This is a genomic window from Siccirubricoccus soli, assembly GCF_024178315.1.
GTDB classification, from domain to species: Bacteria; Pseudomonadota; Alphaproteobacteria; order Acetobacterales; family Acetobacteraceae; genus Siccirubricoccus; species Siccirubricoccus soli.
In genome coordinates this window covers 1-14,686 of sequence record NZ_JAMZIK010000089.1, presented here as the reverse complement: position 1 = coordinate 14,686, position 14,686 = coordinate 1, and the positions used below count along the sequence as shown (strand labels likewise).

General features: G+C 71.6%; 13 protein-coding genes. 6 read left to right on the top strand and 7 right to left on the bottom strand.

What is annotated here, in order from left to right; translation table 11 throughout:
- The 4 genes from NJ376_RS14475 (at position 1) to NJ376_RS14460 (ending at position 4,122) form a co-directional block, all read left to right on the top strand.
- Positions 1 to 960, top strand: a complete 960-nt coding sequence (locus NJ376_RS14475; protein WP_252953991.1) for a 3-hydroxyacyl-CoA dehydrogenase family protein — start codon at positions 1 to 3, stop codon at positions 958 to 960.
- Positions 957 to 1,721 carry an SDR family NAD(P)-dependent oxidoreductase gene (locus NJ376_RS14470; protein WP_252953989.1) on the top strand — a complete coding sequence of 255 codons (765 nt, stop codon included), beginning with the start codon at positions 957 to 959 and terminating at the stop codon, positions 1,719 to 1,721. Before NJ376_RS14475 ends, NJ376_RS14470 begins: the two co-directional genes overlap by 4 nt.
- A gap of 124 nt (positions 1,722 to 1,845) precedes the next feature.
- Positions 1,846 to 3,348, top strand: a complete 1,503-nt coding sequence (locus NJ376_RS14465) for a 4-hydroxyphenylacetate 3-hydroxylase family protein (RefSeq protein ID WP_252953988.1) — start codon at positions 1,846 to 1,848, stop codon at positions 3,346 to 3,348.
- Positions 3,349 to 3,525: 177 nt separating this feature from the next.
- Complete coding sequence (locus NJ376_RS14460; RefSeq protein ID WP_252953987.1) at positions 3,526 to 4,122, top strand: glutathione S-transferase family protein; 597 nt, start codon at positions 3,526 to 3,528, stop codon at positions 4,120 to 4,122.
- Positions 4,123 to 4,200: 78 nt separating this feature from the next.
- On the opposite strand, the gene NJ376_RS14455 is transcribed toward NJ376_RS14460, so the two are convergent.
- Positions 4,201 to 5,430, bottom strand: a complete 1,230-nt coding sequence (locus NJ376_RS14455; RefSeq protein WP_252953986.1) for an MFS transporter — start codon at positions 5,428 to 5,430, stop codon at positions 4,201 to 4,203.
- A 7-nt stretch (positions 5,431 to 5,437) separates the two neighbouring features.
- Complete coding sequence (locus tag NJ376_RS14450; RefSeq protein WP_252953985.1) at positions 5,438 to 7,144, bottom strand: N-acyl-D-amino-acid deacylase family protein; 1,707 nt, start codon at positions 7,142 to 7,144, stop codon at positions 5,438 to 5,440.
- Positions 7,145 to 7,815: 671 nt separating this feature from the next.
- On the opposite strand from NJ376_RS14450, the gene NJ376_RS14445 reads away from it, so the two are divergent.
- Together NJ376_RS14445 and NJ376_RS14440 are read left to right on the top strand one after the other, a co-directional pair.
- Complete coding sequence (locus NJ376_RS14445) at positions 7,816 to 8,517, top strand: hypothetical protein (protein ID WP_252953984.1); 702 nt, start codon at positions 7,816 to 7,818, stop codon at positions 8,515 to 8,517.
- Positions 8,518 to 8,678: 161 nt separating this feature from the next.
- Positions 8,679 to 9,491, top strand: a complete 813-nt coding sequence (locus NJ376_RS14440; RefSeq protein ID WP_252953983.1) for an enoyl-CoA hydratase-related protein — start codon at positions 8,679 to 8,681, stop codon at positions 9,489 to 9,491.
- Between the two features lie 48 nt (positions 9,492 to 9,539).
- Here NJ376_RS14440 and NJ376_RS14435 read toward each other — a convergent pair whose 3' ends face one another.
- From NJ376_RS14435 to NJ376_RS14415, 5 genes are all read right to left on the bottom strand, one after another.
- On the bottom strand, positions 9,540 to 11,837 hold the full coding sequence (locus NJ376_RS14435; RefSeq protein WP_252953982.1) for a DUF3141 domain-containing protein: 2,298 nt from the start codon (positions 11,835 to 11,837) through the stop codon (positions 9,540 to 9,542).
- A 385-nt stretch (positions 11,838 to 12,222) separates the two neighbouring features.
- Entirely contained in the window at positions 12,223 to 12,555 is a 333-nt protein-coding gene (locus tag NJ376_RS14430; protein WP_370288276.1) for a YkvA family protein, read from the bottom strand.
- 80 nt (positions 12,556 to 12,635) lie between these two features.
- Complete coding sequence (locus NJ376_RS14425; RefSeq protein WP_252953981.1) at positions 12,636 to 13,559, bottom strand: right-handed parallel beta-helix repeat-containing protein; 924 nt, start codon at positions 13,557 to 13,559, stop codon at positions 12,636 to 12,638.
- Positions 13,556 to 13,822: an acylphosphatase gene (locus NJ376_RS14420; RefSeq protein WP_252953980.1), complete on the bottom strand. Its 267-nt coding sequence runs from the start codon at positions 13,820 to 13,822 to the stop codon at positions 13,556 to 13,558. The genes NJ376_RS14425 and NJ376_RS14420 overlap by 4 nt, the downstream gene beginning before the upstream one ends.
- Positions 13,819 to 14,529 (bottom strand): ATP12 family protein, encoded by a 711-nt coding sequence (locus NJ376_RS14415; protein ID WP_252953978.1) that lies wholly within the window; start codon positions 14,527 to 14,529, stop codon positions 13,819 to 13,821. The genes NJ376_RS14420 and NJ376_RS14415 overlap by 4 nt, the downstream gene beginning before the upstream one ends.
- Positions 14,530 to 14,686: the final 157 nt, after the last annotated feature.

Sequence of the window (14,686 nt, the reverse complement as noted above, 5' to 3'; positions counted from 1 at the left end):
ATGGCAAGAGTGGCGGTCATCGGCGCGGGCACCATGGGGCATGCGCTGGCGCTGGTCTTTGCGCTGGGTGGGCACCGGGTACGGCTGACCGACAGCAACAAGGAAACGCTGGCGCGCGCCCAGGGGCTGATGGAGACGGCGCTGGCGACGCTGGTGGCGGGCGGCGAGGCGCCGGCCGACTGGACCTCCGGCCATCTCGCCCAGGCGGTCACGCGGCACGACTCCCTGGCCGAGGCGGTGGACGGGGCGGAGCTGATCGTCGAAGCCATCATCGAGGTGCCGGAAGCGAAGCGCGCGCTCTACGAACAGCTCGACAAGCTGGCCCCGGCGGAGGCGATCTTCGCCAGCAACACCAGCCATCTGGACGTCTTCCCGCTCATCCCCGCCGCGCGGCAGCGCAAGGCGATGATCGCGCATTGGTACACGCCGCCCTATCTGGTGGACCTGGTCGATGTGATCCCGGGTCCTGAGTGCGAGAAGGGCGTGGTGGAGGGCGTCTCCGACATGCTGCGGGCCATGGGCAAGCAGCCGATCGGGCTGAAGAAATTCGTCCCCGGCTATGTCGCCAACCGCATCCAGGCGGCGATCGGGCTGGAGGTGCAGCATCTGCTGGACGAGGGCGTGGCGAGCGCCGAGGAGATCGACGCCGCCATCATCCATGGGCTGGCGCTGCGGCTGCCGATCCTCGGCTTCTATGCCAAGGCGGACTTCACCGGGCTGGCGCTGATGCAGGCGGTGAAGCGCAACAACAGCTACGCCCCGCCCAAGCCGACGCCGAGCAGCCCGGTGCTGGACAAGCTGGTGGCGGAAGGCCGCACCGGCGTGCTGGCCGGCGCCGGCTACTATGATTGGCCGGGCGACCCGGCGGCGCTGTTCGAGGCGCGCGACAAGAAGCTGATCGCCCTGAAGCAGGCGATGCGGGAGATCGGCACCATGGCGGGGATGGAGCGCAAGCTATGATCACCTATGACCTGAAAGGCAAGACGGCGCTGGTCACAGGCGGCGCCTCCGGCATCGGCCTGGCGCTGGTGACGCAGCTGGCGAAGAACGGCGCCAAGGTGGCGATCAACTACCTGGCGGATGACGCGCGCGGGCCGGAGCAGGTGGAGAAGCTGCGCAATGCCGGGCTGGACGTGATCGGCGCGCCGGGCAATGTCGGCGATGCGGCGGATTGCGAGCGCATGGTGCTGACCGCGGTGAAGGATCTTGGCCGGCTGGACTATCTGGCCTGCAATGCCGGCACGCCGGGCACCCGCACGACCATCGGCCCGAAGGAGCTGGACCGGCTGACGGAGGAGCTGTGGGAGAGCGTGCTGCAGGTGAACCTGCTGGGCGTCTTCCGCTGCGTGAAGGCGGCGGCGTCGGCGCTGAAGGCGGCGCATGGCGCGGTGGTCAGCACGGCCAGCATCGCGGGCCTCGACAGTCCCGGCTCCTCCATGGCCTATGGCGCGACCAAGGCGGGCGTCATCAGCCTGACGAAGAACCTGGCGCGGACGCTGGCGCCGGAGGCGCGGGCCAATGCGGTGGCGCCGGGGGCGGTGGATTCCTCCTGGATGATCGAATGGACGAATGAGCAGCGCAGCGGCAGCATCGACAAGGCGCTGCTGAAGCGGCGCTGCACGCCGGAGGATCTGGCGGAGGTCATGCTGTTCCTGCTGGCCGGCGCGGCGATGGTGACCGGCCAGACGGTGGTGGTGGATGGCGGGCTGACGCTGGGGTGACAGGGGCGGGCCGGGCGCGCACCCCGCGCGCCCGGTGCCGGATCCCGTCTCGTCGCGCCGCGAATTGTGGCGGGGCCTGCGGGCCTTCGGCTAGTCTCGGCACAGCGGCAACGGAGCAGGCGCCATGGGCATCCGCACGGGGAAGCAATACCTCGACGGGCTGCGGGATGACCGGGAGATCTGGATCGAGGGCGAACGCGTCCGCGACGTGACGCGCGACCGCCGCTTCGCCGGCGCCGCCCGCACCGTGGCGGAGCTGCTGGACATGCAGCACCATGAGGCGCTGCAGGCGGAGATGACCTTTACCTCCCCCAGCAGCGGCCAGCTTGTCGGGCTTTCGCATATCGAGCCGAAATCCGCCGGGGATCTGAAGCGCCGCCGCATCGCCATCAGCCACTGGATGAACGCCACCCAGGGCATGTTCGGCCGCAGCCCGGACTACATGAACTGCTTCGTCGCCGCCTTCGCCGCGGCGGAGTCCGTCTTCGCCGCCCATGGCGCGCAATTCGGCCGCAACATGCGGGCCTTCTACGAGCATGTGCGCGAGAACGACCTGGTGATGACGCATGTCCTCATCAACCCGCAGGTCGATCGCTCCAACCCGGTGGAGCGGCAGGAAAAGGACCTGGCGGCGAAGATCGTGAAGGAAACGGATGCCGGCATCGTCATCCGCGGCGCCCGCATGCTCTCCACCCTCGCGGCCTTCGCCGACGAGATCGTGGTGATGCCCTCCACCTACATCAACAACTCGCCCGGGGCGCTGGACTACGCCTTCGGCTTCGCCCTGCCGACCGCGACGCCGGGCATGCGCTTCGTCTCCCGCCCGCCGGTCTCGCCGGTGACCGCGCCCTCGCTGCTGGACCACCCGCTGGCGCTGCGGCTGGACGAGAACGACGCGATGGTGGTGTTCGAGGATGTGCTGGTGCCCTGGGAGCGGGTCTTCATCCATCGCAGCCCGGAAATCGCCAACGGCCTCTACCAGAAGACCTATGCCGGGCCGCAGACCGGGCACCAGGCGGCCATCAAGGCGCTGGCGAAGTGCGAGTTCATGCTGGGCCTCGCGCTCTCCATCGCGCGGGCGATCAATATCGAGGGCTATGCCCATGTGCAGGGCATGCTGGCCGAGATCATGCTGTCCACCGAGACCATCCGCGCCTGCATCGTGGCGGCGGAGGCGAACCCGGTGACGACGCCTTGGGGCACGACGGCGCCGGACCCCATGCCGCTCTGGGTCACGCGGCTGGGCTTCGCCCGCATGTTCCACCGCATGCAGGACATCGTGCAGATCCTTGGTGCCAGCGGGCTGGTCGGCGTGCCCTCCCATGTCGAGCTCGCCAGCGGTGCGGGACCGATAGTCGAGCGGTACATGCAGGCGGCGGTGGGCGATGCAGGGGAGCGCATCCGGCTCAACCGGCTGGCCTATGATGCCTGCGTCTCCTCCTTCGCCGGCCGGCAGCGGCTGTATGAGCGCTACTATACCGGCGACCCCGTGCGCCTGGCCGGCACCTTCTGCAGCGTCTATGAGCGGAAGGAGGAGCTGCGCGAGCGCATCGGCGACCTGCTGGCGGAGTTGCGGCGGCGGGACGCCGACCCGGCGCAGGACTGGTTCCGGGAGGCGCTGCCGTGACGCGCTTTGCCGGCGAATGGCCCGCCGTCGCGGCTGCCGGCTGAACCGCTTCCGCCTCTCCTGCCATGCGCCGGCGCCGAGTGCCGATCTGCAACGCCGCCACTATCAAGGGGGCCGGTTCACGGGTTACGGTCTGCCGTCACTCACCAATGCGTACTGACAGGGACCGGACGCCATATGAAACTCGCCTTCTCCCCCGCCAGCCCCTATGTGCGGAAGTGCACCGCCTGCGCCATCGCGCGCGGCATCGACGGCAAGCTGGAGCTCTGGAAGGTCGGCACCACCGACCCGGCGCTGCTGCCGCTCAACCCGCTCTCCAAGGTGCCCTCGCTGCTGACGGATGACGGGGTTGCGCTCTATGACAGCCCGGTGATCTGCGAGTATCTGGACAGCATCGGCGACGCGCCGAAGCTGTTCCCCGCCGCCGGGCCGTCGCGCTGGAAGGCGCTGCAGCTGCAGGCGCTGGGCGACGGCATCCTGGATGCCAGCCAGCCGCGCCGGCGCGAGGTGGCGCTGCCGCAGGATGAGGGCCGCAAGGAGTACATCGCGCTGCAGCAGGGCAAGGTGGCGCGTGCCCTGGATGCGCTGGAGGCGGAGGCCGACAAGCTCGGCCTGCTGACCACGATCGGGGAGATCACCGTGGCCTGCGCGCTCGGCTACCTCGATTTCCGCTTCCCGCATGAGCCCTGGCGCCCCGGCCACCCGAAGCTGGAAGCCTGGTACGCCAAGGTGGTCGAACTGCCCCCCATGGCGAAGACCATGCCGGTCGGCTGAACCGGCGGGCCCAGACTCAAGGTTTCCAAAGGCCTTTCGGCCTTTGGTGGGGGGAGTTTGAGGGGGACGACGTCCCCCTCAAGCCGCCGCCGCTACCTCCTGCCGCGCCTGCTCCTCGTCCCCGCCACCTCGCAGCAGCGCCACCGCCACCAGCAGCGCCGGCACGCCGCTGACGATGAAGCCGACGCCGTGGCTCCCCGTCGCGCTGAGGCAGAGGGAATAGGCCAGCGGCAGGAGGAAGGCGCCGATCTGGCCGAAGGAGAGCACGCCGCCCGTCGCCGCCCCGTGCATGTTGTCCGGCGCCAGCCGCGCCGTCTCGGCCAGCAGCACGCCGTGCCAGGACATCGCCGTGGCGCTCAGCACGATCCCGAGGGCGGTGATGACCCAGATGGGCCAGGTCTCGCCCGCCAGTCCGAGCAGCGCCGTGCTGGCGGCCATGCCGAAGGCCAGCACCGCCATCATCACCCTGGGCGCCACCCACAGGCTGCCGAGCCAGCCCCAGAGGATGCGGCAGGGCATCGCCACCATCATGGTCAGGGAGAAAAGGGCGCCGGCCGCCGCCAGGTCCTGGCCGTGCCGCGTGAGGAAGACGATGAAGTAGAAGGTGAAGACGCTCTGCAAGCCGTTGAAGGCGAAGCAGGCCATGGACAGGGTGCGCAGCTCTCGCGTCGCCGTCACCACGCCGATGGTGCGGCCGAAATCCTTCACGCTGAAGCGGCGGCTGGGGGTGCGGTCGGCGTCGAATTCGCGGCGCAGCGGCTGCAACAGCAGGGCAAAGGCCAGGCAGGCGCCGCCCGCCACCAGCAGGGTGCCGCGCCAGCCGACCCAGAGGATCAGCGCCGGGCCCAGCAGCCCGGCCAGCAGCAGCCCGGCCGGCACCGCCGTCTGCTTCACCGAATAGACCAGCGGCGCGATGCGCGGCGGGCAGTAGCGGCCGAGCAGATGCGAGCTGGCGGGGGTGGAGACCGCCGCCCCGCCGCCGCCGATGATGGCGGAGATGGCGAACATCAGCACATGGCCGCTGGCCCCGGCCGCCAGCCCGATGCTGAGCATGACCAGCGCCACCTGGCTCAGCCGCAGCGCCCCATGGCGGACGAGGAAGCTGCCGCAGCCGAGCTGGAAGGTGAGCGCCGCCAGGGCCGAAAGGCTGGCATAGGTGCCGAGCCAGGCGGCATCGAGATGCAGGTCGGCGATGACGACCGGCGCTACCACCGCCGGCAGCCCCCGCCCGATGGAGGCGAAGGTCTGCTGGGCGAACATCGCGCCCAGCGCCAGCAGCAGCAGCCTCAGGCCCCGGTCGATCGCCATGCCGGGGTCAGTGCGTGCAGCGGACCAGCTTGCCGGGCAACGCGCCGGTCGCCTCGCCATGCCGGTAGGTCACCTGCCCGGCGACGATTGTGGCGTCGTAGCCACGCGCCCGCTGCATCAGCCGCCGCCCGCCGGCGGGCAGGTCCTGCACCATGCGGGGCATCTCCAGCGCCAGGGAGTCATAGTCGATGACGTTGATGTCGGCGCGCAGCCCCGGCGCCAGCCGGCCACGGTCCGGCAGGCCGGCGGCGCTGGCGGTGTCGCTGGTCTGGCGGCGGATCAGCTCCTCCACGGGCAGGCCGCGCTGCTTGCCCCAATAGGCCAGCAGGAAGCTCGGGAAGCTGCCATCGGAGATGAAGCCGACATGCGCCCCGCCATCGGAGAGGCCGACGATGGTGTTCTTGTGGCGCAGCAGCTCCTCGCTGGGGGAGAGGTCGTAATAGGCGTAGTTGGTCAGGGCGCAGAAGATGAAGGCCTCGCCATTCTGCTCCAGCAGCATGTCATAGGCCACGTCCTCAGGCGTGCGGCCCTCGCGCGCCGCCTGGGCGGCGATGCTGCTCTCCTTCGCCGGGGTGTAGTTGGGCGGGTCGCCGAAGGGGAACATGCGCTCGAAGGACAGCCGCGCGATGAGCGGGAAGGTGCTGCCGGCGAAGCGGTCTTCCGACAGGATGCGGGCACGCACCGCCGGGTCGCGCATGGCGGCCACGCGCTGCGGCACCGGCAGATGGGCGATGGCCTTGTAGCTCGGCGTGCCGCTGAAGGGGTTCTGGCTGCCGGAGAGGCCCATCAGGATGCCGATGGGCCGCGGCGGGAAGACCGGGCGGATGGGCACGCCTTCCGCCGCCGCGCGGTTGGACAGCGCCAGCAACTCCCGCCAATGCTCGGTGCGGTCATGCCGCGCCGTCAGGGTGAAGACCGCCGGCCTCCCGCTGCGCTCCACCACGCGGCGGATCAGGCCGAATTCAGTGGCCGGGTCCGGCTGGTTGAAGTCCGAGACGAATTCCATGAAGCCCTTGCCGATCCCGCGCAGCCCCTCCGCGATGCCGGCCAGCTCCTCCTCCTGCGCCCGCAGGGTGGGGGTGAAATCACCCTTCAGCGTCTTGTGGCTGATGGTGCGGCTGGTGGAGAAGCCGAAGGCGCCGGCCTCCACCGCTTCCGCCACGATACGGCGCATTTCGGCGATGTCGCCCTGGTTGGCGCTTTCCAGCGCCAGCGCCCGCTCGCCCATGACATAGACGCGGACGGCGGCATGCGGCACGAGGGCGCAGATGTCGATGTCGCGCGGCTTGGCATCGAGCACGGCGAGGTACTCGGCGAAGCTCTGCCACTTGAAGTCCAGGCCCTGGCTGAGCACCGGGGCGGGGATGTCCTCCACGCCCTCCATCAGCTCGATCAGCTTCATCTCCTGCCCGGGATGCACCGGGGCGAAGCCGACGCCGCAATTGCCCATCACGGCGGTGGTGACGCCATGCAGCGCGGAGGGGGCGAGGTGGCTGTCCCACACCGCCTGGCCGTCGTAATGGGTGTGGATATCGACGAAGCCCGGCGTCACCAGACGGCCCTTGGCGTCGATCTCCTCCGCCCCGCGCGGCAGGTCCGGCCCGATCGCGGCGATCCGGCCATCCTTCACGGCCAGATCCGCTTCGAAGCCTGGCTTGCCGGTGCCGTCCAGGATGGTCCCGCCGCGGATGACCAGATCGGGTGTGCTGCTCATGGCCCGTTCCCTTGCCTTGTTTGGTTAGCAGGCTAGGCGCTTCCGCGCCCGGGGCCAACATCTTCGGTGCCCGGGCCCCGGCGCCGCGCGGAGATGTTCGCTTGATGCGGGAAAATTCACCCGTATTTTCAATCCCAAGGCGGAATGGCCGGGAACCTGCGGGGCATGGCGGACGAATCGCCAGCTTCTGCCGCGCCGCCCCCGGCCCGGCCCTCCATGCTTCTCATCGGCGCCTGCAGCCTGCATGAGCTGATCGGCAACCTGGCGGGCCGGTTGCACAAGTCGCAGCTCTGGCGGCGGCCCACCATTGCACTGATGGCGCCCGCCCTGCCGGACAGCGCGGTCGGCACCCTCGCCGCCCCGCCGGAGGTCGAGCGCTATGTCCGCGACGATCTGCGCAAGGTGCATCTCGCCGCCATCGCCGCGAATGGCAGCGATGCGCTGGTGTTCGAGTTCATCCGGGACATCGCCACCGGCGTCCTGCGGCTCGGCGAGAGCTGGATCGCCAACCCCTCCGAGCTGATCGGCCTGCCCGGGGGCGGCACCATCCCGAGCGACCCCTCGGGCATGCTCCGGATGCTGGGGCTGGAGAGCGCCCCGCCCATGCTCTCCTTCCGCGACGATGCCTTCCTCGAGACCTGGCGCGAGGGTTCCGGCGGTTCCGCGCGCAGGTGCTGGAGCCGCGGCTGCGGCGCGGTGGCCGGGTCATCCTCTACGATGCGCGCTATACCGGCCGTGCCTTCGGGGTCCCGGGCCCCCCCTGGGGGGACACCGGGCTGGTCGCCAGGGTGAATGCCCTGCTGGCGGAGATGATCGCGGAGGCGCGGCTCCTGCCCGGCCTCGACATCCTCTCGCTGCCGGAGGCGCTGCAGGTGACCGGCCCGGATGTCACCTGGGACGGCCCCTACTACTCGCGTCTCCTGGCGGAGGCCTACGCCTTCGGCGCCGACCGGCTGGCACGGCTGCGGTTCGGGCCGGGCGAGGAACCCGAGGCCGGCCTCCGGGCGGCGCTGCGGCGGGCCGAGGCACAGCTCGAGGACCGGCTGCGGCAGGCGGTGTTGACCGAGGAGCGGGACCGGCTGCAGGCCGAGGCGGCGGCGCTGCACGCCGCGCTGGCTAGGGCCGAGGTCACCCTGGCCGGCACCCAGGCTGCGCTGGCCACGGTCCGGGCTGAGCTGGCCACGACCCAGGCCGCGATGGTCGAGATGGCGGCGTTGCAGGCGCATCTGGCCGTGGCCAGGGGCGAACTTGCCGAGATGAGGCGGGAGCGCGACTCCTTGCGGGCGGCGGCCGCGCGGCACCCGCTGGCACGGCTCCGGCGGGCCCTGGGCGTGGGCACCGAGGCCGCCGATCCCGCTCTGCCGAGGGTCTGAGGGCTGCCCTCGCCGGCTGCCGGGCGGATCGGGTAAGGAGCTTGCCCCGCGAGGGGGGCTCCCGGGCGGTCCCGTTGACGGTCCCGTCAAGGAGCCCGGGCGACCACGGCGACAGGCGCCGGCATCGCCCATCCTCGCATCACCTGGCCGGAGAGTTCGCCATGCCACTGCCCCCTGTCTTCGACCGCGCCTTCGACACGCTGCTGCTCACCGAGCCCTCGCCCGGCATCCTGCAGGTGATGCTGAACCGGCCGGAACGCGCCAACGCCTTCACGACGCGGATGGGCGAGGAGCTGGTCGCGGTGTTCCAGGCGCTGGAGGCCGATCCCGGCGCCGTCCGCTGCGTGGTGCTGACCGGGGCCGGGGAGCGCGCCTTCTGCGCCGGTGCGGACCTGAAGGAACGCAATGGCATGACGGACGAGCAATTCGCGAAGCAGCACTACCTGTTCGAGCGGATGGCGCGCGCCGTGCTGGCCTGCCCGCCGCCGCTCATCGGCGCCATCAACGGCGCGGCCTTCGCCGGCGGGCTGGAGCTCGCCCTCTGCTGCGACTTCGCCTATGCCAGCGAGACGGCGCGCTTCGCGCTGACGGAAGTCACGCTCGGCATCATGCCCGGCGCCGGCGGCACCCAGAACCTGCCGCGCACCATCGGTGAGCGTCGCGCCAAGGAGGTGATCCTGACCGGCCGCCCCTTCAGCGCGAAGGAGGCGCTGGACTGGGGCATGGTAAACAAGCTCTTCCCGCCGGGGGAGGTGCTGCCCGCGGTGCTGGACACCGCCCGGACCATCGCCGCCAACGCCCCGCTTTCGGTCCGCCAGGCGAAGAAGTCCATCACCCAAGGGCTGCAGATGGACCGCGCCAGCGGCATGCTGTTCGAGATCGAGGCCTACTACCAGCTCATCCCGACCGAGGACCGGATGGAGGGCATCCGCGCCTTCAACGAGAAGCGGAAGCCGAACTTCAAGGGGAAGTAGGCAGCGCTGCCCCGACCCTCCCCCGCAGCGCGGGGGAGGGGATAGGGATCAGAGGCCATGCGGGACGGCCGCGGCGTGGAAGGGCACCACCTCGGCCGGGGCGAGGCGCAGGGCGTTGCGGAGCTGCGCCAGCATGGCCTGCGCCGCCTCGCCCAGCTCCTCCTCCGGCCCGGCCACGTCTTCCACCGCCGCGATGGCACGGCGGCGCCCGGCAGCGTCGGGCAGCAGCTTCGGCAGGGCGGCCAGCGCCTCGGCCGGCGCCATGCTGGCGATGACGGTCTGCTCACGGATCAGCGCCTGGCGGGCACTGTCCGTCATGCCGGCGAAGGGCTCCTCGGTCCGCAGCAGGGCGTTGGAGCGGGCGAGGCGGGAGCGCCGCACCCCGCCGCGCGCCTGGGCCAGCAGGATCATCATCCGCACCACCGCTTCCGCATAGCCACCCGCCTCGATGCGGGCGAGGGCCTGGCGCACCTCCGGCGCATCGGCGAGCGCCGCGGTGGCGGGAACTTCCTCCGGCGTCTCCCCGCCGGCCATGCCCAGTGCCGCCAGCCAGCCATAGACGCCGTGGAAGGCGATCTCGGTCCAGGCGTCGCGCCAGTCCCGCCAGGTGTCGAAGCCCTGCTCCACCGCGCCGGCCCACATCGCTTCCCAGGCGAGGAAGGGGTTGCCCTTGCGGGCCGGCCGGCGGTGCTGCCGCGCCATCTCAGCCAAGGGCGCCACCGGGGCCATCAGCGGGTTGCGGTCGCTCACCAGGGTGCGGCGCAGCCGCAGCGGGTGGAGCTGCCGCTGCAGCTCCGCGCCCTGCTCCGTCGCCACCTGCCGCACCACCGGCGCCACGGCCAGGTCGTAGATCGACTGGTTCAGCGCGGAGATCTTCGCCACCGCCGGGAAGGCCTCGTTCTTCGCCTCTCCACTGCGCGCCCGGATATCGGCCATGGAGCGCTCCTTCAGCTCCACCGACCAGGCATTGCCGCCGGGCTCCCGGGTGATCAGCATCTCGTAGAGGCCGGGGGCGACGCTGTCGATGAGCGCCAGCGTCTCGGCGATCTCGGTATGCTCCTTCAGCGCCACCGCGCCGGAGACGAAGATGCCGAGATGGCCGATCTCATCATGCATGAGATAGACGATGGTCTGGCCGAGCGCCTTGATCTCCTGCTCGTCGCGGTAGACGTCGGCGATCCAGCGCAGCGCCTGGCCAGGCGGGGTGATGTTGTCGCCGGCCGAGGCGAAGACCACCACCGGGCAGCGCACCGCCCGCATGTTGAAGGTGGCGCCGCCACCGGCCGAGATCTCGCCGCGCGCGAAGCGGTCGCCGATGAACAGATTCTCGACGATCCAGCGGATCTCCTCCCGGTTCATCAGGAAGTAGCCGCCCCACCAGCGCTCGAATTCCAGGAAGCGCTCGGCCTCGGTGTCGGCCTTCTGGAACAGGGAATAGTATTTCTTGAACCAGGTGTTGGCGGGGGAGAGGCTTTCGAAATTCAGCACCAGGTTGGCGCCGTCGAACTTGCCATGGCCAAGGTCGGCCAGCAGCGCGGCGGGCCAGGAGCCGCCGGCGAGGCCGCCGAGATAGCGCATCGGGTTCCGCCCGCGCTCGCCGGCCCAGTAGGAGAGCGGGGCGCCGTTCAGCACCAGCGCGCCGCAGAGCTCCGGTTGGCTGGCGGCCAGCATCATCACCGCCCAGCCGCCCTGGCAGTTGCCGATGACGACCGGCTTCGGCGCGCCCGGATGCAGCTCATGCACCCGGCGGAGGAAGGCGGTCTCGGCCGCGGTGATGTCGAGCACGGTCTGCCCCGGCTCGGGATCCCGGAAGAAGATGACGAAATAGACCGGATGGCCGCGGCGCAGCGCGACGCCCACCTGGCTGTCCGACTTGAAGCCGCCGATGCCGGCGCCATGGCCGGCCCGCGGGTCGATGATGACGAAGGGGCGGAGTGCCGTGTCGGTCCGCGGCATGCCGGCCGGCGGGGTGATGCGGACCAGGGCATAGTTGCAGGGCCGGGGCAGGTTGCGGCCGTCCAGCTCCATCTGCCAGTCGAAGACCAGCACGGGGGGGCAGCCGGCCGCCTCGTGCTCGGTGAAGGCGTTGCCGGCGCGGCGCATGGTGTCCCAGAAGAGCAGGCCGCGCTGCGTGGCATCCAAGGCGTAGTCGGCGGCGTCCCGCAGCAGCGCCAGCGGGTCCGGCGGCAGGGGCGGCGGGGTGGCCGGGCGCAGCCGGGGCATCAGCGCCGTGGCCTGGCGGTTGGCGACATCGGCCAGGGCCTGGGCTTGGCCAAGCACGCGCGACATGGTCTCGGCGCCGCGGGTGAAGAATTCGCGGCCTGGCGGGGTGGGGACCATGGTCATGAGGGCTTGTTCCATCGGCTAGCGTATATTGCGCCGCAGCATAACGCAGCTCAGGCGCTTTCGCTGCCGATCTTTCTGCCGAGGTTCAGCCCTGCGCCCTCGGCGGGGCTCCACCCGGGATGCCTGCGTGAACCGTATACCAACGACATCGGGCATGGACCGATGCCGAGCTTGTGCATGCCGCCCGGGGCCCATGCCGCCTTGCCAAGGGCCGCGGCGGCGGCCCGCCCGGCGACTGCGGGCCGTCGATCGGCCATGACCGACTGCCGTTGGCATGAAGCAGGGCGGGGAAACCTGCCGGCGTGCGCAGGGACAGGGCGGCGGCGCGGCCGCCCGCGCAGGGCACCATTCCGATGCCGCCTCCCGTGGCCCACCCGGGGCCCGGCTATTCGACCAAGGGCCACAGCCACCAGAGCAGGGCCGCGGCCATGGCCAGCCACAGGGCGAGGATGAAGGCGGCGCCCGCCCGGCTGGTCGGCCTGTCTGCCGCGCCCGCGGCAGTGGCGCGGTGCTCGGCCATCACCTCCCGGGGCACCAGCCGTATGGCCAGCAGGATGGCCAGGGGCAGCAGGATCACCTCATCGAGATAGCCCAGCACCGGGATGACATCGGGGATGAGGTCGATGGGCGAGAGCGCATAGGCGGCAATCGCCAGCGCGACGGCCTTGGCATACCAGGGGGTACGCGGATCGCGCGCCGCCAGCCAGAGGGCATGCACATCCCGCCTGATCGCCCACGCCCACGCCCTCAGCCGTCCGAGCACCGGCCGCCCTCCGCCCGATCGGTGACGTCCGGAGTTCAGGGCGCCACCTGCCCCGCCCCTGCCAGCGGCACCACCGGCCCGGTCAGCACATTGCCGCGCAGCGTCACCGGCTGCACCAGCCGGTTGGTCACGAAGCTGGTCCGCCGGCCCAGCAGGTTCTCGAACCGGTTGCCTTCCACCAGCATCGCCCCCGGCGGGTTCCGCCCGCTCTCGAAGCCCAGCGCCACGGCGGTGCCGGCATTGCCCGTCCGCGGCCCCTTGCGCAGCAGGCTGCCCCGCAGCAGCAGCGCCCCGCCATTCGGGATGTCCACCAGGTAGCTCGCCTCGCCCGCCGGCGTGTCCAGGATCTGGCTGTCCAGGATCTCGGTCCGCAGCGCGCGGGACTTCACATGGTGGCAGATCCGCGTCGCCTCGAACCGGCTGCGCAGGATCACCAGCGCGCCAAGCTGCCCGGCATAGACCCCGTGCGCGCACTCCATCCCCGGCCGCAGCGCGCCATTGCCGAGGAAGACGCTGTCCTCGATGCGCAGCGTCGCCTCCGGCGCCGGGGCGGTGAGGATGCCGTTCTCGTTGCCCTCGAAGCGGCTGCGGCGGATTGTCAGCTCGCCGCCCTCCGCCCGGATGCCGGCGCCGTTGCCGGCGGGCGCGGCGGCACCGCGGAAGGTCAGCCCCTCGATCGTCACCCGCGGCGCGGCAATGACGAACAGCGCCTTGCCGGCGCAGACCGGGCCCTGCAGCACCACCTCGCCGCCCGCCGCCTCGATCCTCAGGTCGGGCGTGTGCCACGCGGCGCAATCCCGGTACTGGCCGGGAGCGATCAGCACGCGGTCGCCGGGACGGGCCTGGGCGGCGGCTTCGCTGGGTCGGGCGAAGCGCTGGCCGGGGCCGACGCGCAGCACCTCCGCCGCCGCCGGCCAGGTCGCCAGCAGCAGGGCCAAGCCCAGGGCAAGGCGCCTCATCGCCGGTGGAAGCCGGGCGTGTCCGGCACCTCGGCAAAGCTCTCCACGATGCCGTCCACCCGGGCCATGCGCGGGCCGCGGCGGCAGGCGGTGAGCAGCGCCAGCACCGCCGGCTCCGGCCCGGCCACCACCGCCTCCACGCTGCCATCGGACAGGTTGCGCACCCAGCCGGAGAGGCCGAGCCGCGTCGCCTCCCGCACCATCCATTCGCGGTAGCCGACGCCCTGGACGCGGCCCTCGATGCGCAGATGCCGGGCGTTCATGCCGCCTGCCGCAGCAGGCCGAGCAGCCGCGCCGCCACCGCCACATCCGCCGCCACCCTCTCCCGCCGCGCCGCCGCCTCGGCGTCGAGGCCCCAGAATTCCTCCTGGTGCCGCTCATCCAGCGTCGCCAGCTCATGCGCCGCGCCGGCCTCCAGCGCGCCATGCACGACGGCGAGGGCGAGCACCAGGGAGCCATAGGCCGGCACCAGCACGCCGAGCGCGGCGAGCTCCAGCGGCGTGCGGGCGGCGACCGCCCGGCGCAGCGCGGCGAGCGAAGCCGGCGGCTGGGCCACCGGCATCAGCCCGGCGGTGACGGCAAGCGGCGCATCGAGCTGCAGCGCCGCCCAGTCCAGCCAGGGCTGCCAATGCGCCGCCTGGGCGGCGGCCAGCTTCGCCTCCTCCGCCCGGTAGCAGAGCAGATCGGTCTCGGCGTATTTCGCCAGCCCCTCCACCATCGCGTCGGGCTCCGCCATGATCCTTTCCTGCGCGGTGCCGGCGAGGCGGGTGAGGGGCACATCCTCCATCCGCATCTCGCCGCCCTTCGTGCCGCCGGCCGCCTGCCATTCCGCGGCGATGGCGGCGGCCAGCGGGGCGGCGGGCACGGCCAGCGGTGTGCCGCCCGGCAGCCGCACCGGGCGGCCATCCAGCAGCACGCCCCAGCCCTCCTCCCGCGGCGTCGCGGTAGCCTGTTCCCAGAAACGCTTCATCGGCATCTCCTCACCGGCCCAACAGGCCACGCAGCAGCTGCTGCGCCGGGGCTGGCAGGTTCGGGGCGTGGCCTTGGCTCGGGGCGGGGCTGGCGGGCGGGGCGGCCCGGGGCGCCGCGCTCTGCGGCACCGGGCCGGCACGGCCGCCGCGTACCGC